At 60.6% G+C, this 19964-nt stretch carries 21 protein-coding genes and 1 tRNA gene; 11 read left to right on the top strand and 11 right to left on the bottom strand.

Annotated elements, in window-relative coordinates; translation table 11 throughout:
• Positions 1–122 precede the first annotated feature (122 nt).
• Genes rlmN through QB905_RS12625 form a run of 3 tightly spaced genes read right to left on the bottom strand, consistent with a single transcriptional unit; the run spans position 123 to position 2020 of the window.
• Positions 123–1382, bottom strand: a complete 1260-nt coding sequence (rlmN, locus tag QB905_RS12615; RefSeq protein WP_282975375.1) for a dual-specificity RNA methyltransferase RlmN — start codon at positions 1380–1382, stop codon at positions 123–125.
• A 58-nt stretch (positions 1383–1440) separates the two neighbouring features.
• Positions 1441–1737, bottom strand: a complete 297-nt coding sequence (locus QB905_RS12620) for a BrnA antitoxin family protein (protein ID WP_282975376.1) — start codon at positions 1735–1737, stop codon at positions 1441–1443.
• Positions 1718–2020: a BrnT family toxin gene (locus tag QB905_RS12625; RefSeq protein ID WP_282975377.1), complete on the bottom strand. Its 303-nt coding sequence runs from the start codon at positions 2018–2020 to the stop codon at positions 1718–1720. The genes QB905_RS12620 and QB905_RS12625 overlap by 20 nt, the downstream gene beginning before the upstream one ends.
• Before the next feature lie 111 nt (positions 2021–2131).
• Here QB905_RS12625 and QB905_RS12630 point away from each other — a divergent pair, with 111 nt between their 5' ends.
• Positions 2132–2407: a DUF3175 domain-containing protein gene (locus QB905_RS12630; RefSeq protein WP_282975378.1), complete on the top strand. Its 276-nt coding sequence runs from the start codon at positions 2132–2134 to the stop codon at positions 2405–2407.
• A 313-nt stretch (positions 2408–2720) separates the two neighbouring features.
• Here QB905_RS12630 and QB905_RS12635 read toward each other — a convergent pair whose 3' ends face one another.
• Positions 2721–3473: a HesA/MoeB/ThiF family protein gene (locus tag QB905_RS12635; protein WP_282975379.1), complete on the bottom strand. Its 753-nt coding sequence runs from the start codon at positions 3471–3473 to the stop codon at positions 2721–2723.
• 73 nt (positions 3474–3546) lie between these two features.
• On the opposite strand from QB905_RS12635, the gene hslV reads away from it, so the two are divergent.
• Genes hslV through hslU form a run of 4 tightly spaced genes read left to right on the top strand, consistent with a single transcriptional unit; the run spans position 3547 to position 6132 of the window.
• The gene (hslV, locus tag QB905_RS12640; RefSeq protein WP_282975380.1) at positions 3547–4092 is read left to right on the top strand and encodes an ATP-dependent protease subunit HslV; all 546 of its coding nucleotides are present in this window, start codon (positions 3547–3549) and stop codon (positions 4090–4092) included.
• Entirely contained in the window at positions 4089–4457 is a 369-nt protein-coding gene (locus QB905_RS12645; protein ID WP_282975381.1) for a hypothetical protein, read from the top strand. Before hslV ends, QB905_RS12645 begins: the two co-directional genes overlap by 4 nt.
• Positions 4454–4834, top strand: a complete 381-nt coding sequence (locus QB905_RS12650; RefSeq protein ID WP_282975382.1) for a hypothetical protein — start codon at positions 4454–4456, stop codon at positions 4832–4834. The genes QB905_RS12645 and QB905_RS12650 overlap by 4 nt, the downstream gene beginning before the upstream one ends.
• The gene (gene hslU, locus QB905_RS12655) at positions 4831–6132 is read left to right on the top strand and encodes an ATP-dependent protease ATPase subunit HslU (protein WP_282975383.1); all 1302 of its coding nucleotides are present in this window, start codon (positions 4831–4833) and stop codon (positions 6130–6132) included. Before QB905_RS12650 ends, hslU begins: the two co-directional genes overlap by 4 nt.
• A gap of 2 nt (positions 6133–6134) precedes the next feature.
• Here hslU and QB905_RS12660 read toward each other — a convergent pair whose 3' ends face one another.
• Complete coding sequence (locus tag QB905_RS12660; protein ID WP_282975384.1) at positions 6135–6452, bottom strand: DUF3144 domain-containing protein; 318 nt, start codon at positions 6450–6452, stop codon at positions 6135–6137.
• A gap of 113 nt (positions 6453–6565) precedes the next feature.
• On the opposite strand from QB905_RS12660, the gene nth reads away from it, so the two are divergent.
• Positions 6566–7207, top strand: coding sequence for an endonuclease III (gene nth, locus QB905_RS12665; protein ID WP_282975385.1), 642 nt, complete (start codon positions 6566–6568; stop codon positions 7205–7207).
• A gap of 206 nt (positions 7208–7413) precedes the next feature.
• On the opposite strand, the gene QB905_RS12670 is transcribed toward nth, so the two are convergent.
• Entirely contained in the window at positions 7414–8337 is a 924-nt protein-coding gene (locus tag QB905_RS12670) for an ATP-grasp domain-containing protein (protein ID WP_282975386.1), read from the bottom strand.
• A 58-nt stretch (positions 8338–8395) separates the two neighbouring features.
• Between QB905_RS12670 and QB905_RS12675 the strand changes: the two genes are divergently transcribed.
• Complete coding sequence (locus QB905_RS12675) at positions 8396–9391, top strand: adenosine kinase (protein WP_282975387.1); 996 nt, start codon at positions 8396–8398, stop codon at positions 9389–9391.
• Positions 9392–9522: 131 nt separating this feature from the next.
• On the opposite strand, the gene QB905_RS12680 is transcribed toward QB905_RS12675, so the two are convergent.
• From QB905_RS12680 to QB905_RS12700, 5 genes are all read right to left on the bottom strand, one after another.
• The gene (locus QB905_RS12680; RefSeq protein WP_282975388.1) at positions 9523–10155 is read right to left on the bottom strand and encodes a Smr/MutS family protein; all 633 of its coding nucleotides are present in this window, start codon (positions 10153–10155) and stop codon (positions 9523–9525) included.
• Between the two features lie 72 nt (positions 10156–10227).
• Positions 10228–12558, bottom strand: coding sequence for a PAS domain-containing protein (locus tag QB905_RS12685; RefSeq protein ID WP_282975389.1), 2331 nt, complete (start codon positions 12556–12558; stop codon positions 10228–10230).
• 226 nt (positions 12559–12784) lie between these two features.
• Positions 12785–12859 (bottom strand) — tRNA-Gly (locus QB905_RS12690).
• 124 nt (positions 12860–12983) lie between these two features.
• The gene (locus tag QB905_RS12695) at positions 12984–14870 is read right to left on the bottom strand and encodes a polysaccharide lyase family protein (RefSeq protein WP_282975390.1); all 1887 of its coding nucleotides are present in this window, start codon (positions 14868–14870) and stop codon (positions 12984–12986) included.
• An 86-nt stretch (positions 14871–14956) separates the two neighbouring features.
• Positions 14957–15943 carry a 2-hydroxyacid dehydrogenase gene (locus QB905_RS12700; protein ID WP_282975391.1) on the bottom strand — a complete coding sequence of 329 codons (987 nt, stop codon included), beginning with the start codon at positions 15941–15943 and terminating at the stop codon, positions 14957–14959.
• 206 nt (positions 15944–16149) lie between these two features.
• On the opposite strand from QB905_RS12700, the gene QB905_RS12705 reads away from it, so the two are divergent.
• The 4 genes from QB905_RS12705 to QB905_RS12720 all read left to right on the top strand — a co-directional run bounded on the left by QB905_RS12705 (position 16150) and on the right by QB905_RS12720 (position 19642).
• On the top strand, positions 16150–16857 hold the full coding sequence (locus tag QB905_RS12705; protein ID WP_282975392.1) for an SH3 domain-containing protein: 708 nt from the start codon (positions 16150–16152) through the stop codon (positions 16855–16857).
• 120 nt (positions 16858–16977) lie between these two features.
• Positions 16978–17496 (top strand): 3-hydroxyacyl-[acyl-carrier-protein] dehydratase FabA, encoded by a 519-nt coding sequence (gene fabA / locus QB905_RS12710; RefSeq protein ID WP_282975393.1) that lies wholly within the window; start codon positions 16978–16980, stop codon positions 17494–17496.
• 100 nt (positions 17497–17596) lie between these two features.
• Positions 17597–18820, top strand: a complete 1224-nt coding sequence (gene fabB / locus QB905_RS12715; RefSeq protein WP_282975394.1) for a beta-ketoacyl-ACP synthase I — start codon at positions 17597–17599, stop codon at positions 18818–18820.
• 9 nt (positions 18821–18829) lie between these two features.
• Positions 18830–19642, top strand: a complete 813-nt coding sequence (locus tag QB905_RS12720; RefSeq protein WP_282975395.1) for an enoyl-ACP reductase FabI — start codon at positions 18830–18832, stop codon at positions 19640–19642.
• Positions 19643–19964: the final 322 nt, after the last annotated feature.

Here is a 19964-nt window from a genome sequence, read left to right on the forward strand (position 1 = left end):
CTTGGCGGCGCTAGTCTTGACGGCGCTAGTCTTGGAGGCATAACCCTGCAAGATCAAGTCCAGGGGGGCTGATCTGTGGATAAAATTATGATGACAGTCGGAAAGCTTTTTAAACTAAGGGGTTAGCCGATCATGCCCGCGGCCAGATGGCCATAGGGCAGCAGCGTTTCATCGCCCGCTTCGGCCTGAACTGGTTCAGAATCGGACAGTCTGGCCTGTTCGGCCCTGGCTTCGCGGCGCAAAACGCTGGCGCGCGTCTTCTCGCTCTCGGACTTCAACTGACCACATGCCGCCAAGATGTCACGGCCGCGCGGGGTGCGGATCGGTGAGGCGTAGCCAGCCTTGTTGAGGATAGCGGCGAACACCTCAATCGTCTTCCATTCCGAACATTCATAATCGGTGCCCGGCCACGGATTGAACGGGATCAGATTGATCTTGGCCGGAATACCCTTCAGCAGGCGGATCAGTTCGCGCGCCTCGGCAGGTGAGTCATTGACACCCTTCAGCATCACATATTCGAAGGTGACGCGGCGCGCATTGGAGATACCGGGATAGGCGCGGATACCGGCCAGCAGTTCGGCCAGCGGGTATTTCTTGTTGAGCGGCACCAGCACGTCGCGCAGCGCATTATTTGTGGCGTGCAGCGAAATGGCCAGCATGGCCTGGGTGCGGTTGCCGAGGGCTTCCAGTTCGGGCACGACGCCGGAGGTCGAAACCGTGATGCGGCGGCGCGAAATGGTCAGGCTTTCGGGATCGGAGATGATGTCGATGGCGTCGGCGACATTGTCGAGATTATAGAGCGGCTCGCCCATGCCCATGAAGACGATGTTCGACAGGCTGCGCTCTTCGTGGGCGGGCGTTTCCTGACCGAAGCCCGGCCATTCGGCCAGATCGTCACGCGCCACCTGAATCTGCGCCACGATCTCGGCGGCGGTCAGGTTGCGCACCAGTTTCTGCGTGCCGGTATGGCAGAAGGTGCAGTTGAGCGTGCAGCCGACCTGAGACGACACGCACAGGGCGCCCGAACGGCCAACATCGGGAATATAGACGCTTTCGACCTCGATGCCGGGGGCCATACGGATCAGATATTTGCGCGTGCCATCCTTGGATACCTGACGCTCGACGATTTCCGGGCGGGCCAGGCTGAACTTTTCCTTGAAAAGGGCGCGCTGTTCCTTGGCGATGTCGGTCATGGCGTCGAAATCGGTGAGGCCATAATGGTGGATCCAGCGCCAGATCTGGCTGGCGCGCATCCGCGCCTTGCGCGGTTCCACCACACCCGATGCCGTCAGGGCCTCGGCCAGACCGGCGCGCGTCAGGCCGCTGAGGTTTACAGCGGGCGAAACAGCGGGCTTTGCGGACAGGTCAAGCGTATGGGCCAAGGCGGGATACTCGGATTTCGGGGATGGGCGCGGCTATACAGGAAAAGACGGAGATTGTCTAACGATGGTCATGCTTCAGGCTGCGCACATAGGATTCCAGCACGGCATTCATGCGTGTTTGGTAGCCCTTGCCTGTCGCCTTGAAGGCTTCGAGTACCGAGGACTTGACGCGCAGCGTAACCGGTTGGGTGGTTTCGGGCATGACGACCTTGGCGCTTTTCCAGAAATCATCATCCAGTTCCGGAATATCGCTATAGTCGATGTCGCTATCGGGCAGGGCGGCCAGTTCTGTGGGCGTCAGTTCTGTGGGCGTCAGTTCTGCGGACATCAGGGCCTTATCGGAATGCGTTTTCATAAGCCTGCCTTTCGCGGTAATTGGCGCGCCGTGCGGAAATGATGCGGATTTTCCCGGCGCGATCTGTATGAACAACGAGAAGAACAACCCGTCCGTCGATCCTGCCGAGGTTGAGCTGTCGCGTTTCGCCATAGTCCTGGCGCGTATCGGTTGCGGAGAGAATCGGCCCTTCAAAAATCCGGCTTGCCGTGGCGAAGCTGATGCCGTGCTTTTCAATATTGCGCCGGTTCTTGGCTTCATCCCATTCAAACATATTGTATGTTAATACATATTGTATGTACAAATCAAGACTTTTTGCCTGAATTTAACGGGTGCATCCAAGTCTGCGCATCGTCGTTTCATTCCGCATGACATAGGCTCGTGATCGCATCCGCCGATAAAAGGAGATTTCGCCATGCCGCAAAAGACATGGTCACACGAGGTCACGGAGCATTCCGATGCGATGGACACCAAGAAAAACATCTTCACCTCGCACGATCCGCATAAGATCGCCCTGTCGCTCAAACACTCAGCCGAGGCCAGCCACCGCCGCAAGTCGAGCCCCTATCGCTCGGCCATGTCGATGCTGACCTTCTACATCAATCGGGCCGGTGATAATCTGAGTAAAGGCCAGCGCAAGGTGCTTGAAAAAGCCAAGGACGAGCTGCGCGAGGCGTTCGGCAAGGCTTAGACTATGACGGTATGAGATTGTATCGCCTGATTTCCCTTCTCCCCTCGAGAGGGGAGAAGGTGGCCCGAGTGCAGCGAAGGCCGGATGAGGGGTCTGGCAGACCTATAAAGAATGCCCCTCACCCGGTCGCCTTCGCTGCGCTTGGCTCCCCCCTCTCCCCGCTTCGCAGGGAGAGGGGGGAGGAAGAGGTTCCAAGTCCAATCATCACGCTTTAGAGCAAGATGACTTTAGATAGACTCGTCATCTCGCTCTAAGTCTTTGCTTACGCATCATGTTTTTCCAAAAAGTGGCATCCACTTTTTGGCATGACGCTCTACTGGTCGGCACCGCACACCGGGCAGGCCGGATCGGCGGACAGTTTGACGATGCGGCTGTCCATGCTCAGGCCGTCGAAGATCAGCAGCCGTCCGCTTAAGCTTTCGCCCGCACCGGTGATGTGCTTGATCGCTTCCAGCGCCGCCAGCGTGCCCATCACCCCCGCCAGAGCGCCGATCACGCCGACACGTTCGCAGGTTTCGGCGTCGGGCGGTATATCGGGCACAAGGCACTGATAGCAGGCGGAGCCTGTAAATGTCGCCAACTGCCCGGAAAAACGCCCGATCGCCGCTGAGATGAGCGGCTTTCCCAGCGCATGACAGACGCGATTAACCAGCAGCCGCGTCGGGAAGTTATCACAGCCATCGATGACCAGATCATAGCCGCCCAGCACGTCCGCCGCATTATGTTCATCGAGACGCAGGCGATGCACATGGCAATCGCAATTCGGATTGAGGTCACCGAGATGCGTCGCGGCCATTTCTGCCTTACTGGCCCCTATGTCGCGCGTGGCGAACAGAACCTGCCTTTGCAGATTGCTTAAGGCCACATGGTCGTCGTCGATCAGGCCAAGCTGGCCCACGCCCGCCGCCGCCAGATAAAGGGCCGCCGGTGCGCCGATGCCGCCCATGCCGACCAGCGCCACCCTGGCGGCCTTCAGCCTCATCTGGCCCGCGCCGCCGATCTCTTTCAGCACCAGATGGCGGGCATAGCGGTCGATTTCGTCGTCTGTCAGGGGCAAAGCGGTCATGAGGGTTCCTCTTTCATCGCAAATGGCATTCCCCTACTTGAATCGCAACGCCAAAACGGCCAAGTACACATCCATGACCGATCATAATTTTCCCAACTGGCATGGCACGACCATCGTTGCCGTGCGTCATAATGGCAAGACCGTCATCGCCGGCGATGGTCAGGTGTCGATGGGCCCCACCATCGTCAAGGGCGCGGCCAGAAAGGTGCGCACCCTGGCGGGTGGCAAGGTGCTGGTCGGCTTTGCCGGGGCCACCGCCGACGCCTTTACCCTGCTGGAACGGCTCGAAGCCAAGCTGGAACTGTTTCCCGGCCAACTGGCGCGCGCCTGCGTCGATCTGGCCAAGGACTGGCGCACCGACCGTTACCTGCGCCGCTTAGAGGCCATGCTGCTGGTGGCTGATGCGCACCACGTCCTGACGCTGACCGGCGTCGGCGATGTGCTGGAACCGGAAGACGGGGTGGCGGCTATCGGTTCGGGCGGCACCTATGCCTTGTCGGCGGCGCGCGCTTTGCTGGACTATGAGCCCGATGCCGAGGTAATCGCGCGCAAGGCGATGAAGATCGCGGCCAGCATATGCGTTTACACTAATGATCATCTGACACTGGAAAGCCTATGATTCTGGTCGAAGACGCCCTGCAACGCGCGCGGCTGGCGGTGAAAATGCCCGCTACCCTGATCCTGCTGGCCCTGTGGGGGCAGGCTTTGATCATCTTTCCCGGCAATGTGCTGCCCAAACCGTGGCCGGAAATCTCGCTGCTGATCGGCGTTCTGGGCTGGCCGCTCAGCGTGCTTTATCGCGCCATCGCAAGCCCGCGCTGGAAGCTGTGGGCCTATCCGCAGGTCGGTAATCCGCCGCATTTGCGCGAAATGGCCGTGGCGATGAAGCTGATCCCGCAGGGCAATAGTCTGGGAGAAAAGATCGAAATCTGCTCACCCGAAGATAAACGCCGAATCCTTGAATATGAAGGCAGGCAGTCATGACACCACAATCGGCAGTACGATTGGGGCAACTGGTAATCAACTTGCCTGTAGTCGTTATCATGCTCGGCGTTTTTGCCGGGGAAGGCTTTGTTCTGGATGCTATTAAGCTGACTTATAACCCATCCTTGCCGATGGCCTTGTTTCTGATTTTAATGATGGGGCTGGTGGCTATGGCGCCTGCCTGGCTTTACTGGTCCTATGCCGTACCGCGCTGGAAATTATGGGCCTACAGTCGCGTACCGGACGTAAAGGCGCTCAAGATCGCGGCCATTAAGGCCAGCCTGATCTGGCCAGATGGCCACCCATTGGAAAAAACAGAAATTTGTTCGAAAGCTATGCGTCAGCAAATATTGAAATTTGAAGGACGACTTTCTTGACCACCTTTTCTCCCCGTGAAATCGTCTCCGAACTCGACCGCTTCATCATCGGTCATAACGAGGCCAAGAAGGCCGTCGCCGTGGCCCTGCGCAACCGCTGGCGGCGCAAGGCGACCGATGCCGCCATCCGCGATGAAATCACGCCGAAGAACATCCTGATGATCGGGCCCACGGGCGTCGGCAAGACCGAGATCGCCCGCCGTCTGGCCAAACTGGCTCAGGCCCCGTTCCTGAAGGTCGAGGCCACCAAGTTCACCGAGGTGGGTTATGTCGGGCGCGATGTCGAGCAGATTGTGCGCGATCTGGTCGAATCGGCCATATTGATGGTGCGTGAGAAAAACCGCGCCGGTGTGCGCGCCAAGGCCGAACATCAGGCCGAGGAACGGCTGATCGACGCTTTGGTGGGCCAGACGGCGGCGGCGACAACGCGCGATTCGTTTCGCAAAAAGCTGCGCAATAACGAACTGGACGAGCGTGAGATCGAGATTTCGCTGGCCGAAACCGGTTCTCCGGTCGGTTTTATGGAGATTCCCGGCCAGCAGGCGGCGGGGGCCTTCAATCTCGGCGATATGCTGTCGAAAGCGATGGGCAACCGGCAAAAAACGGTCAAGACCACGGTGAAGGCGGCATGGCCCAGCCTGATTGCCGAGGAATCCGACAAGCTGCTCGATCAGGATTCCCTGACCGCCGAGGCGCTGAAACTGGCCGAAAACGAAGGCATTGTTTTTCTGGATGAAATCGACAAGGTGGCGTCGCGTCAGGATCGCGGCGGGGCCGATGTGTCGCGCGAAGGCGTGCAGCGCGACCTGCTGCCGCTGATCGAAGGCACGACGGTGGCCACCAAATACGGGCCGGTGAAAACCGACCATATCCTGTTCATCGCATCGGGTGCCTTCCATGTGGCCAAGCCCTCCGACCTGCTGCCCGAATTGCAGGGTCGCCTGCCGATCCGCGTTGAGCTGAAGGCCCTGACCGAAGACGATTTCCGCCGAATTTTAAGCGAAACCGAGGCCAATCTGATCAAGCAGAATCAGGCCCTGATGGCCACGGAAGGCGTGACGGTGGAATTCGATGATGGCGCCATCGCGGCGATGGCCGAGGCCGCCGCCACGGTCAATGCCAAGGTCGAAAATATCGGCGCGCGCCGCCTGCACACCGTCATCGAAAAGGTGATGGAGGATCTGAGCTTCACCGCCTCCGACATGGCGGGCCAGACGGTGAAGATCGATGCGGATTATGTGCGTCAGCGCCTCGGCGAAATCGCCGGTGACGCCGATCTTAGCCGCTATATCCTGTAAGCCTATCCCGGCTGATTGGCCTTTTGTTCGGCTTCGCGCGGGGCGGCGATATAGCGGTCGAAATTGCTGGCATATTCGTCGAACTGCTTGTCGAACATTTGCTGGCATTCGCGCAGATAAAGCTCACGTGCATTCTCCTTGCGGCTTTTCAGTTCGGCGGCGGTCTGGCTGCTGGCGGCCCACAGCCAGACATGAAAACGCGCGGCGGCGTGGATCAGCGACAGGCTGACGCGATCCGCCGGCGCCTTGGCGGCGAACTGGTTGGCCTGTTCGATAAAGGCGTTGGCGCGTTCGAAAAAGGGGCGGTCGGAAAATTCCATGTGCGGACTCACTGAAAAAAACGGACGGTGCATCATGTCCTGACGAACAAGGTTTAGCCTTTATAAGAGAGTGACCGCTTGCGGCAAAGCTGATTCTCGCCCAACCTGACGGCATGGCCAAACCCAGTCCCGCCCTGATCAAAAAACTGTTCGAACGCTTCGAGCACGACAAGCCCGAACCGAAGACCGAGCTTGATTTCGTCAACACCTTCACCCTGGTTGTGGCCGTGGCGCTGTCGGCCCAGACCACCGACAAGGCGGTCAATAAGGCGACAGCGCCGCTCTTTAAGCTGGCTGATACGCCGCAAAAAATGCTCGATCTCGGCGAAGATCGTCTGATGCAGATGATCAGTTCCATCGGGCTCTATCGCAACAAGGCGAAGAATGTGATGGCCCTGTGTCGTATTCTGATCGACCAGTATGGCGGTGAGGTGCCGCTCAACCGGGCGGGCCTGCTCAGCCTGCCGGGGGTGGGCAACAAGACAGCCAGTGTGGTGCTTAATGAGCTGGGTATCGAAGCGGCCATCGCCGTTGATACCCATGTGTTTCGCGTGTCGCACCGGCTGGGGCTGGTTGATGCGGCGGCCACCACACCCGACAAGGTGGAGGCGCAACTGATGCAGGTCATTCCGAAAAAATGGCTGACCCGCGCCCATCACTGGCTGATCCTGCACGGGCGCTATGTGTGCGTGGCGCGCAACCCGAAATGTCTGAGCTGCATCGTCAGCGATCTGTGCCCGAAGATCGGGCTGTAAGACAGGATTTGAACCACGGAAAACACGGATCATGGCCTGCGGCCATGACACGGATAAGAAAAATGTATCGTTTCTGCCATCCACGATTTTGCACTTTTCATCCGTGCCGCCGCGATAGCGGCGATCCGTGTTTTCCGTGGTTCACAGTCTTATAATTGCAGTGATCGGACGATAAGGCGCTTCGCGCAGATGTTTCGTGGCAAAAATCAGTGGCAGCTACAGCCCGTATGCAGGGCGCGTTCGACCGCATCCTTGAAGCGCATTGAGGCTTCGAGATCATAGGCCAGGTAGAGGTCGGGTTCGATCAGTTCCAGCTCCATCAGGCAGAAGCCGCCATCTTCGGCACGCACCATATCGACGCGGGCATAGAGCAGGCGGTCCGGGCCGATAAAATCAAGCGCCTGCATGGCCAGCGCCATCGCTTCGGGCGGCGGTTCGAGCGCACGCAGATTGGCGTCATAGTCGGGCTGAGAGCGGAAATCACCGCTTTTCGGTGTTTTCAGCACGGCATGGGAAAATTCACCGGCAAAGAAGATCAGCGACCATTCGCCTTCTGAGGCGATGGCCGGCATATAGGGCTGGATCATGGCCGGGCCATCGGGTGGCAGGGCGGCGATGGCCCCCGCCACCACGTCGTGGTCCCCCTCCCCCAAACGGGGGAGGAGATCGCCTTGCCAGATCAGGGTATTTTTCGCACCCGCCGAGATTTGCGGCTTAAGCACCAGAGCGGTCTGGCCGAAATCGGCGCGGGCGCGCGCCACTTCGGCATCGTTTAGCTGATCGACGAACAGGGTGGGCACGATGCGCACCCCGGCTTGCGCCAGATCGTGCAGATAGTGTTTATCGACATTCCAGCTCACAATCTCCGGCGGATTGAAAACGCGCAAGTGCCGCGCTTCAAATCCGGCCATGACGGCGCGAAATTGATCGGGCGCATTATGGTAGCCCCAGACCACCAGCGGCAGGATCAGGTCGTAACCTTCGGCCACCGGATCCGACCACGGCTGGTCGTGAATTTCAAGGTCGAGTCCGGCCAGTGCCTCACGATAGGCGTCCAGCACATAGGGCCAGCGGCCATGATGCGAGGGGTGGTCGGGGTTCGGGGTCAGGATCAATAAACGCTTGCTCATCGACTCTTTATTGATCCATAGGATAACGATCTGCAAACGGAATTTTTGAAAGCCGGACATGACGCTGAACTATGACATCACCGCCGTCGGCCACGCCATTGTCGATGTACAGGCCTCTGCCGATGAAGCCTTCCTGAAGGCCCACGACCTGCATAAGGGGGCTATGACGCTGATCGATCAGCACCGCGCCCACAGCCTGTTCGATGTGATGGGCGACAGCGAGATGGCGTCGGGCGGTTCGGCGGGCAATACGATTGCCGGTGCGGCCTCATTCGGGGCGAAATGCGCCTATATCGGCAAGGTGGCGCACGACAGTTTGGGTGAGTTTTTCAGCCATGATCTAAAGACGATGGGCGTCACCTTCCGCACGCCGGTGCTGCATGATGATCCGGTTTCGACCGGGCGCTGCCTGATCAATGTGACGAAGGATGGCCAGCGCACGATGGCAACCTTCTTAGGTGCCGCGGCCCTGATCAGCCCCGCCGATCTCGATGCCGACCTGATCCGCGCTTCGCAGATTACCTATCTCGAAGGCTATCTGTTCGATACGCCGTCTGGCCGCGAAACCTTTGCCAAGGCGGCCCAGATCGCCCGTTCGGCGGGCCGCAAGACGGCGATCACCCTGTCGGACATGTTTGTGGTCAGCCGCTGGCGCGAAGACCTGCTGGCCTTTATCGACCGCCATATCGATCTCGTTTTCGCTAATGAGGCCGAATTGCTGGGCCTGTTCCAGACCGATGATTTCGACAAGGCTGTGCATTATTTGCGCGGCAAGACCGAACTCGCCTTCATCACCCGCTCCGAAAAAGGTTCGGTGGTGGCGGGCCCCGACAGTGTGCAGGTGGTCAAGGCCGCGCCGTGTGCGAAGGTGGTCGATACCACCGGGGCGGGCGATCAGTATGCGGCGGGCGTTCTGTATGGGCTGGCGCAAGGTTTGCACGTCGCAACCTGCGCGCAACTGGGCTCATTGGCCGCCGCTGAGGTGATTGCGCATTTCGGCCCGCGCCCGCTGGTTAGCCTCGCCGGCCTGGCGAAGGAAGCAGCGTTGGTTTGAATTCACGTGAGGCCGGTCTGCAACTGACGCTTTTCTACGCTTCCGGTGCTCACGTACTTGAGTACGCTCCGCTCCGGTTCTCGAAAAACATCAGTTTCGCCTCGTCCTGACGTGAATTTTCTATGATAGTCCTAAATCCGCCGCCGTTTCAGCGCCACATAGAGGGCACCAGAGCCGCCGTGGCGGGCATGGGCCTGTGAAATCCCGGCGACGATATGGGCCAGGGCCGGATCGGACAGCCATTCCGGCGCATAGCGCTTCAATATGCCGTTTTCGGCCATACCCTTGCCGGTAATAACCAGAATGGCGCGATAATCATTCGCATAGGCCTGCTGCACAAAGGCTTTCAGCCGGGTTTCGGCGGCGATGCTGTTCAGACCATGCAGATCAAGCCGCGCCTCAATCGGGTCGCGTTCGCGGCTGATGCGGCGCTTGCGTTTCGGCTCGATCGGGTCGGGCGCAATATCCGCCGCGCGGGTGATGCGAAAGCCGGAAGCGGGCTTGACCGCCTGACCGATATTGAACGGGGTGAGCGGAAAGCCCCCACCACCGCTTCGCGGTCCCCCTCCCCCAGATGGGGGAGGAGACACAGACATGACGCTCTTTTCCGGTGGCATGCCCGATAATTTCAGGGTTTCGATTTCAGGTGTTTCGATTTTTGGCGCGGCGGGCTTTGCGGGGCGCGTGGCTTTTTGCGGCCGCACCGTGGCCGTCACCAGCGACCACAGCCGCAAATCCTCTGCCTTGAAACCGAACCGTGCCATGTCGCCGTGCGTGAAAACCTTATGGCCCATCTTACGTGAGGTTGGCTATTTCAGGCTACCGAATTATGCGGCTTAAAACTCTTCCGACTGAAAAGCCTGCAATTGCCGCGTCAGGCGTTCGCCGCGTTTGCCCGCCGCCAGGGCCGCTTCGGAGAGACGGCGCACATTGTCCGGGCTGCTGTCCTGTTTGGCCATCACCTCCAGCGCGCCATTGATGACAGCCAGCATCTGGGCGAAATCCTGCGTCACATCGGCGGTCAGGCGACCGACGGTTTCAAATTTCTGGGCCTGATTCAGCGCCTCGCTGAGCTGATCGAGCCGGGTTCGGGAGCTTTCCGCCTCTTGTTGCGCGTCGTTCAGCGACGCTTGCAGGGCCTTCAGCCGCGCCTCAAACGCCGGATCGATGGCGGCGGGCTTTTCGAGATGGGCCTGAAGCTGGGCCTGAAGCTGGGCCTGTAACTGGGCCTGAAGCTTAGCCTGGGCATCATCATGGGCGGCCTGCAATTTGGCGGCGCGCGCTTCGGCGGCGGCCACGCGGGCTTCCCAGACGCTGACATCAGGCTCAGGCGGCGGTGTTTCAGCCAGCGCCGTATAGCGCCGTTCCAGTACGGCCAGCAGATCGCGCGACTGGCGCAGTTCGGCCTGCAAAGTTTCGATACGGGCCTCATGCGCGCTGTAATCGGGCGCGGGTGGTGGTTCCGGCGGCGTCTGGCGGGCTGTATGCAGGTCGCTCAGTTCCACCTGCAAGGCGTTGCGCGCGGCACGCATGTCCGCAAGGTCGCTTTCCAGCTCTTGCAGGCGCTGCCGGAGATCGGCGTTTTCGGCCACGACCGCCGGATCGGCTTCGCGGATGATCACGGGCTCCGGCTTTAATTCGGGTTCTGGCGGCGGGGGCGGGGCTTCGCGCCAGTTGTAGATGTCATCGCTGTGGGCGGCGGCGGCCTCGGCGAGGGCGGTTTCGAGCGCCTGCCGGTGGCGCGCATCCGCCTCGGCCACAGCGGCCTCGACGGCGGCCTCGACGGCGGCCAGGATCACGGCCTGGTGGGCGTCGTCACGCTTGTCTGTGGTCGGTTCCGCCAGGGGCGCGGCACCATGCCAGGCTGTGGTATCGAAGGCGACGCCGAAAATGCGCGGCTTGCCATCGGCATCGGTTGTGGAGCGGCCCTTGAGCGTGATCCAGCGCTGCCCGCCCTGGAGGTCGCCCACGGCAATATCGAGTGCGATCTCCTGACGCGCCCCGCTCATCAGATCGGTAAAGGCGGCATCGGCGCGGGCCTGATCTTCATCGGCGATCAGGGTGGGGCCGCCTTCGACCGCGCGCCCGATCAGCCGGCGCATCCCTTCATCCTCGACAATCGTATCGGCCTCGGCATCATAGTGCCACACCCCGACGCCGAGATCGGCGCGGGCGCGTTCGGTTTCGCGGTGATCGGTCAGTTCCTGCGCCTCGTCGGCATTGAGCTGCGTCACGGAAGGCCGCGCGGCATCGCTATCCCATGATGGCTGGGCCATCACGGTCAGGCCGCGCTCGCCGCCCTCATGGGTCTGCACCACCCATGCTGTGACGCGCGACAGGGCCTCGCCATCTGCGGCTTTCAGGCTGAGGCTGACGGAGGCATGGTGAGAGGATGTCTCGTCCTGTACGCCGGTCAGATAGTCAAGCGCGCTCTGGAAATCGGCGTCGGCCACGAAAATCTGCGTCCAGTTGCGGCCCAGCGCCTGATCGCGCGTCAGGCCGAAGGCTGCGCAGGCGGCGGGATTGATGTCGGCGATCTGGCCTTTGGCGTCTAGCCCCCATAAGGGCACGGTGGCCGCACCGAACCAGTGGCCGCGCCACAGGCCGTTCAGATCGTCAATACCTTCGCCGTTCGAGGTTTCGAGTTCGACGAAAGCCGAGGTCGAGCCGATCACCTCACCCACCCCGTTCATGATCGGCATGGAGGTGACCGACACCAGCAGCTTCTGCCGCGAGCCATAGCTGGTCAACATATGCTGAAAGCCCTTGACCGTCTGGCCGCGCAGGGTGCGGGCGATCGGCAGGAGGTCGGCGGGGATGACGCGGCCATCGGGATAGGTGATGCCCCAGGTGGCGGAATGAAAGCGCAGGCCTACCAGTTCGGAATCCTTGCGGCCCAGAAGCTGATGCGCCGTCTTGTTGGCGAAGGTGAACTTGCCCGTGGCGTCGGTTTCGACCAGCGCCACCGGCACAGCATTGAGCACATTGAACATGCGCCGTTCCAGCGTGTCGATCTTGCGCTCGGCCTTGAACAAAAGATCCTGAAACTGGCGCACCTGAAACGATTTGAGCGCCGCCAGGGCACCGCCCAGAATCGACAGGGCAAGCAGAATGAAGGCGGCGACAGCCAGAAGAGCCACCAGATCATGCTCGCTTTGCAACAACATACTCAAAAATCCCCTGCCACACGGTCAAGGGACGGCTCCGCGCCATTTTGCGACAGAGTCCGGCCCCGGCCCTGACCCTAGCAAAAATCATACCCGGCGCGCGATGCAAGCGAATTCTGCCCATATGGGTAAAGCGGCGGGCAAAGACCCGTAAGGGGGAATATCGGCCTCAGAATGAAGGGAGGCTTTTCCTGAAAGGTGAGGCTGGCTCAAACCTTTCAGGAATTGGAGCGGGCGAAGAGGATCGAACTCTCGACATCCACCTTGGCAAGGTGGCGCTCTACCGCTGAGCTACGCCCGCTCATTCCATTTGCAAGACCGTGGTTTAAGGCCGTGATCTCGCCGGAGAGGCGGGCCTTATGACGGATGGCAGAAGGGTTTGCAAGAGCCAAATTGCCGAAACCTGTGAAAAAGTTGCGGCTTTTTCATTCAGGGGCCACTTCGAGGCGGATCGCGTCATACATGAGCTGTCCGGGGCTCTTCATGCCGGGTTTGGCGTCGTCATCGTCAGTTTCAGCGGCGGGCGCATAGGTGCTGGCCGGCGGAAAGGGCCGGGCGCTGGCAAAGCCGAAGGTCAGGTCATTGGAGCCGGGCTGGATCAGGCTGGCGTCAAAGGTGAAGCGCACGACATGATAGGGCGAATCCTGATCGCCGCCGCGATAACCGGCTGTGCCGGTTTTGGGCAGGGCGATGACGCCGATCTCATGGCCATTAAGCGCCACATGCACGTCGGTCAGCTTGCCGTGGGCGGGCTGGGCCGAGGCAATGCCGACGGTGAGAGTGGCCTGTCCTTTTTGGGCGGGTGCCTTGAAACGCAGGTGCCAGACCGGATTTTGCGCGTACCATGACCACTGGGCATAGTTCCAGTCGATTTTCGGGTCGCTCTTGCCGATGGTGAAATCGACATCGTGCGGGAACTGCTGCGGATAGCGGGCGAACATCTGGTAGCCGCGCGCATCATCGCCATTGCGGAATTCGCCCGCCGTGCGATCAAAGGTGCCTAGCTGCCACAGGGTCTGGCCATGCGTCTCGCTGCGCCAGTCGATGGCGGGCAGACGGACGGTCTGGTTCGCTGCGATATGAACATGTGTTTGAACATAGTCGTCGGGCTGGTCGGCACCATCGATGTAAAGGGTGTAATCGCCCGGCACGATATGGTTCATGGCAAAGCTGCCGTCGGATTTGATGTTCGACCAGTAGTTATAACCCTTGGCCTGCGCCGTCCAGGCGATCTTCGGGTCGGGGTCGGACAGGATGGCCTGGGCATTCTGCGGCGCCTTGCCATCGAGCAGCACCTGACCGCTGACCTGGCCGCGCGCCTTGATATAGTCGGGCGCGGTGACGAAGCTATAGGGCCACTGGGCGCGCTCGGCGGCCAGTTGGCGGTCAACATCGTCCCACAGGGCATTGGGGCTGGCGGCGCGGTCGGCATAGATCAGGAAGGGGCCGTAAGCCTTGCTCCACCCCTCGCCCGCCGCCACCTTGACGGGCGATGAGCCGAAATGGGTGTCCTGCACCACGCGCAGCAGCACATCATCGTGGACGGTCTGGCCCTGACGGCTGGGGCCGCCATTATGGTAATCGCCGAAGGGCTCGATCATCCAGATGCCGTGGCTGCCAGAAGGCTGCACGCCAATCGTGCCGTAAACCGGCGTTTTGGCGAAATAGACCGAGTTGAGATATTTGGTCTTCACCGTGCCATCGGCCAGCAGCCAGGTGGCGTCGGTCACCTTATTGACGATACCGGCGCGCGGGATGCGGATCGTCTTGCCGCGCCCCACCGTCCAGTAGTTGAAAATGGCGTCATCAGACGCCGTGCGGAAGACAAAGCGCGTCTGGTACAGGGTGGCGGCGGGCTGGTCGGCGGGATGGCGCAGCACCGCATAGGCATAGAGGCCGCTTAAATCCCGCTTCATGACGAAATGATATGCGACGGCGAACGGAAAGGCAGGCGTTGGGCCTGTATCGACCTCGACATCGGCCTGATCGGGCGTGGCGCTGGCCAGTTTCGCCAGACCGGCGTGCTGCGGCGGGCGGAAATAGCCTTTTTTGGGCACATCGACACCGGCGGGGGCTGCATCCGGCTCGCCATTGGCGTCCCAGTACAGCGACTGGCCCTTGGCGATCAGTTCCATCGGGTGGTCGCCCAACTGCTGAAATGAGGTCACCTGCCCGGTCGTGGTATCGACGACCGCTATGATCAGGCCGTTATCGAGCGTGATCCGGCCATCTGTGGCGGTGGCCGTGACGGGCGCGGCAGACGCCGACTGCGCCATGAAGACGAGAGCGATAGGGAGGGCATAGCGAAGCATGGCGGATCCTGACTGAGACGATTGCGCATAATTGATCATTTATGCGCAATTATACGCTTTCGCAATCAGGTTCCGTCGCCGAAAGCCTACAGCATGGCCGGGATCACCCGGTCCGGCGGGCGGTGGCCGTCCTGAAAGGTTTTGACATTGAGGATCACCCGGTCGCCCATATCCTGACGCGCCTCGATGGTCGAAGACGCCATGTGCGGCAGCAAAACGGCATTGGGCAGGCCGATCAGTTCGGGATTGATGGCCGGTTCGCGTTCGTAAACGTCCAGCCCGACACCGGCGATTTTTTTATCGCGCAACATGGCGGCCAGTGCCTTTTCATCAACGATCTGGCCGCGCGCCGTATTGACGAGGATGGCGTGCGGTTGCAGCCTGGCCAGACGCTCGGCATTGAGCATGTGCAGGGTGCCGGGGCCGCCGGGCGCATTGATCGAGATCACGTCCATGCGCGACAGCATCTGGTCGAGATCGTCCCAGTAGGTGGCGCCCAGCTCATCGGAGATGCGCGGCGAAACGGGTTTGCGATTATGATAATGGACGCTCATGCCGAAGGCGCGGGCACGGCGCGCCAAGGCCTGACCGATGCGGCCCATGCCGACAATGCCTAAGCGTTTGCCATAGATGCGCCGGCCCAGCATGAAGGTGGGCGACCAGACGGAAAATTCGCCTTTTTGCACCAGTTCGGCGCCTTCAACGAAGCGGCGCGACACGGCCATGATCAGGCCCATCGTCATCTCGGCGGTGTCTTCAGTCAGCACCCCCGGCGTATTGGTGACGATAATGCCCTTATCGGCGGCCTTGACGATGTCGATATGGTCATAGCCGACGCCGAAATTGGCGATCATTTTCAGCCGTTCCGGGGCGGCGTTGAAGAAATCTTCGTCGATGCGGTCATTGATCGAGGTGATCAGGATGTCGGTATCCTGCGCCGCCGCCATGAGCTGATCGCGCGGCATGGGCGTCATGTGCAGCCACAGGGAGGTGTTGAACAGCTCGCGCATCCTTGTCTCGACCGCATCGGGCAGTTTGATGGTGAGAACGACCTTGAGTTTCGCAGTGCTCATGAATGCCTTTTACAGGGGATGATGTCTTTTTCCGGTGCCGCGCCGTTCTTTCCCCTGAACGGCGTGGCTCCGCCGGTTCTTTGCCGAACCAATTAGTCTTCTGTTAACCGAATTTGAACCCTTGACGCCGATTTTGAAAGACGCAGCCGCCAAGGTCTGCCTCCCTCTCATTATCCAGCTCTTTTACGGCGCATAACCGACCTCTCATGTCCGATCCGTGTTATTTCCCGCTCAAAGGCTCCATCAAGATGGCTTGCGCGCACATAAGCCGTTTGCTGCGCGCTTTTCAAGCCCTGAGACGGTTCGCGCAACGGTTCCGGGGGCAAAGCCTGCGTTCGCTGGCCGTTTTGCTGGGCCTGTTGTCGCTGGGTTCCGTGATGCTTCTGAGCCTTGAGGGCTGCAAGGTCAATACCGGCGACAAGACGGCCTATGACACGCCCTCTGGCCTGCCGGTGCCGCGCTGGGTGGTGCTGCGCGCCAAGAAGGTCAATGCCCGTAACGGCCCCAGCCTCGATAATGCGCTGTTGTGGGCCTATCAGGCACCGGGCCTGCCCGTGCAGGTTATATCGGAGACCAAAGACTGGGTGCTGGTGTGCGATTCGCAAGGCGGGCTGGCCTGGGTGGCGACGCGGCTGGTGCGCAATCGTCGCGCCGTACTGACCCCGGCGGGCGTGCAGCTCAACCTCTATGCCAAACCCGATGCGCAATCGACGGTCAAGGCGGTCTTGCGGCCCGCCGCCCTGGCCGAACTCGACACCTGCAACAAGAACTGGTGCCGCATTTCGCTGGACGGCGTGACGGGCTGGACACCGCAGGCGCATCTGTGGGGAACGCAAAGCGCGCCAGCCTGTCAGCGCCCCAACCTGCTGTCGGGATTATCTGTTTCGCAGTCATCATCCACGCCGCAGCCGTGAAATCGCCGTAAAAGGGTTGAGCGCGCGCCTTCCCTCGTGTAACGCATCATTTCATTTCTGAACACGCATCGAAATCGCGCCGGCGGACGGCGCGGTGTGCCGCGGAGCCATTGAAAGCGCATGAGCGAACGTCCTTCGTCCTTTTCCTATGATGACCTGCTGGCCTGTGGCCGCGGCGAGATGTACGGGCCGGGCAATGCCCAGCTACCCGCGCCGCCCATGCTGATGATGGATCGCGTCACCGAAATCACCCAGACCGGCGGCTCGCACCATAAGGGTTATGTCGAGGCCGAACTGGACATCAATCCTGAGCAGTGGTTCTTTGAATGCCATTTTATCGGTGATCCGGTCATGCCGGGCTGTCTGGGACTCGACGCCATGTGGCAACTGGTCGGCTTCTATCTCGGCTGGCTCGGCCATCCGGGCCGTGGCCGGGCGCTCGGCGTCGGCGAGGTCAAGTTCATCGGCCAGGTGACGCCGAAGGTGAAGAGGCTGACCTACAAGATCGATATGAAGCGCGTTATGTCGGGTAAATTGATCATGGGGATCGGCGACGGGGTTGTTGAAGCCGACGGAAAACTTATTTATCAGGCATCGGGTCTGCGCGTCGGCCTGTTCGATGCCAAGACTCTGGTCTGACCGGCGGGTTGCTTTCGCGAGAAAGGCGGGGCTTCCGCGAGAGGGGCGGGCCGGTTAAAGACCGCAACAGGGATGCAAGATACAGAAGTAGGACGGATGAATGCGTAGAGTCGTCATAACGGGACTGGGGATCGTGTCCTCCATCGGGACAGGCGCGGATGAGGTGACTCGTTCGCTGCGCGAGGCCCGTTCCGGAGTTGTTTTTGCCGAGGACTATGCGCGGCTGGGTTTTAAATGTCAGGTTCATGCCGCCCCGAAGATCGAGGACTGGACGAAGCTGGTTGACCGCCGCGCCGCGCGTTTTCTGGCGGCGGGCACAGCCTATGGCCATATCGCTATGGAACAGGCGATTGCGTCTGCCGGCCTCGAAAAAGACCTGATCTCGCATGAGCGCACCGGCATTATCTTTGGTTCCGGCGGCCCTTCCACCAAGGCGATTGTCGAGGCCGCCGACATTACCCGCGAAAAGATGAGCCCCAAGCGCATCGGGCCTTTTGCTGTGCCGAAAGCCATGTCGTCCGGCCCGTCGGCCACGCTGGCTACCTGGTTTGAGATCAGGGGTGTTAATTATTCGATCAGTTCAGCCTGTGCCACCTCGGTGCACTGCATCGGCGCGGCCGCCGAACAGATCATGATGGGCAAGCAGGACATCGTGTTCGCCGGTGGCACCGAGGAACTGGACTGGACGCTCAGTGATATGTTCGACGCTATGGGCGCCATGTCGAGCCATTTCAACGACACGCCCGCCGTGGCCTCACGCGCCTATGACCGCGACCGCGACGGCTTCGTGATCGCCGGTGGCGCCGGTATGGTGGTGGTCGAAGCGTATGAACACGCCAAGGCGCGCGGGGCCAACATCATTGCCGAAGTGGTCGGCTATGCCGCCAATTCCGACGGCTATGACATGGTGGCCCCGTCGGGCGAGGGCGCGGCGCGCTGCATGAAGATTGCGCTGCAAGAGGCGAAGGGCCGCCGCATCGACTATCTCAACCCGCACGGCACCTCAACGCCGGTGGGCGATGACAAGGAGATGAGCGCGGTGCGCGATGTCTTCGGCGACAAGATGCCGCTGATCTCCTCCACCAAGTCGCTGACCGGACATTCGCTGGGCGCAGCCGGCGCGCAGGAGGCCATCTATTGCCTGCTGATGATGCAAAACGGCTTTGCGGCGGAAAGCGCCCATATCGACCATCTCGATCCGGCCTTTGACGGTATGCCGATCCTGATGAAGCGTCATGACGGGCCGATCGGCACCGTCATGTCGAACTCGTTCGGTTTCGGCGGCACCAATGGCACGCTCATCTTGTCCCAAGAAGATTTATAAGGACTCCCCATGTCAGACGAATGGAACTTCCCCAAAGGCGACCTGATGAAGGGCAAGAAGGGCCTTGTCATGGGCGTGGCCAATGACAAGTCCATCGCCTGGGGCATTGCCAGCCAACTGGCGGCGCAGGGTGCCGACATGGCCTTTTCTTATCTCGGTGAGGGCCTGCTGCGCCGCGTGCAACCGCTGGCCGAATCGATCGGTGTCAGGCACCTGATCGAATGCGATGTGACGTCGGATGAGTCGATGGACGCCGCCTTTGCGAAGCTGAAGGACATCTATGGCGAGATCGACTTCCTTGTCCATTCGGTGGCCTTCGCCAACAAGAACGAATTGCAGGGCTCCTTCGTCGAGAACACGACGCGCGAGGGCTTTTTGCTGGCCATGAACGTCTCGGCCTTCTCGTTCGTGGATTCGGCGCGCCGCGCTGCCGAGCTGATGCCCAATGGCGGATCGATGGTGACCCTCACCTATCTCGGTTCCGAGCGCGTTATCCCCAATTATAACACGATGGGCGTGGCCAAGGCGGCGCTCGAAGCCTCTACCCGCTATATCGCCCGCGATCTGGGGCCGAAGGGCATCCGCGTCAACGCCATTTCGGCGGGCGCGATGCGCACGCTCAGCCTGGCCGGGATTTCCGGCGGGCGCGGCCTGCACGCCAAGTCGGGCCAGTTCTCGGCCATGAAGGAAGCCACCTCGATGGAGGGCGTGGCCGGTTCGGCCCTGTGGCTGTGCTCCGACCTCGGTTTCTCGACCACCGGCGAGGTGGTTCACGTCGATGCGGGGTTCCATATTATGGGTTTGGCCGACGATTCCGAATAAAAATCGCGGTCTTTGGTCCATTGGTGCGTCGTCATCGCTTGCAGGTACTTTAGTACCCGCTTCGCTCGCCTCCTGCCACTGGACTCAAATCTCACGATTTTTGCGTCGCCACCGAAGAATTGCACTGCGGTCTTTGGTCCATTGGTGCGTCGTCATCGCTTGCAGGTACTTTAGTACCCGCTTCGCTCGCCTCCTGCCACTGGACTCAAATCTCACGATTTTTGCGTCGCCACCGAAGAATTGCACTGCGGTCTTTGGTCCATTGGTGCGTCGTCATCGCTTGCAGGTACTTTAGTATCCGCTTCGCTCGCCTCCTGCCACT

The sequence above is a fragment of the Asticcacaulis sp. EMRT-3 genome (genome assembly GCF_030027245.1).
Classification (GTDB): domain Bacteria; phylum Pseudomonadota; class Alphaproteobacteria; order Caulobacterales; family Caulobacteraceae; genus Asticcacaulis.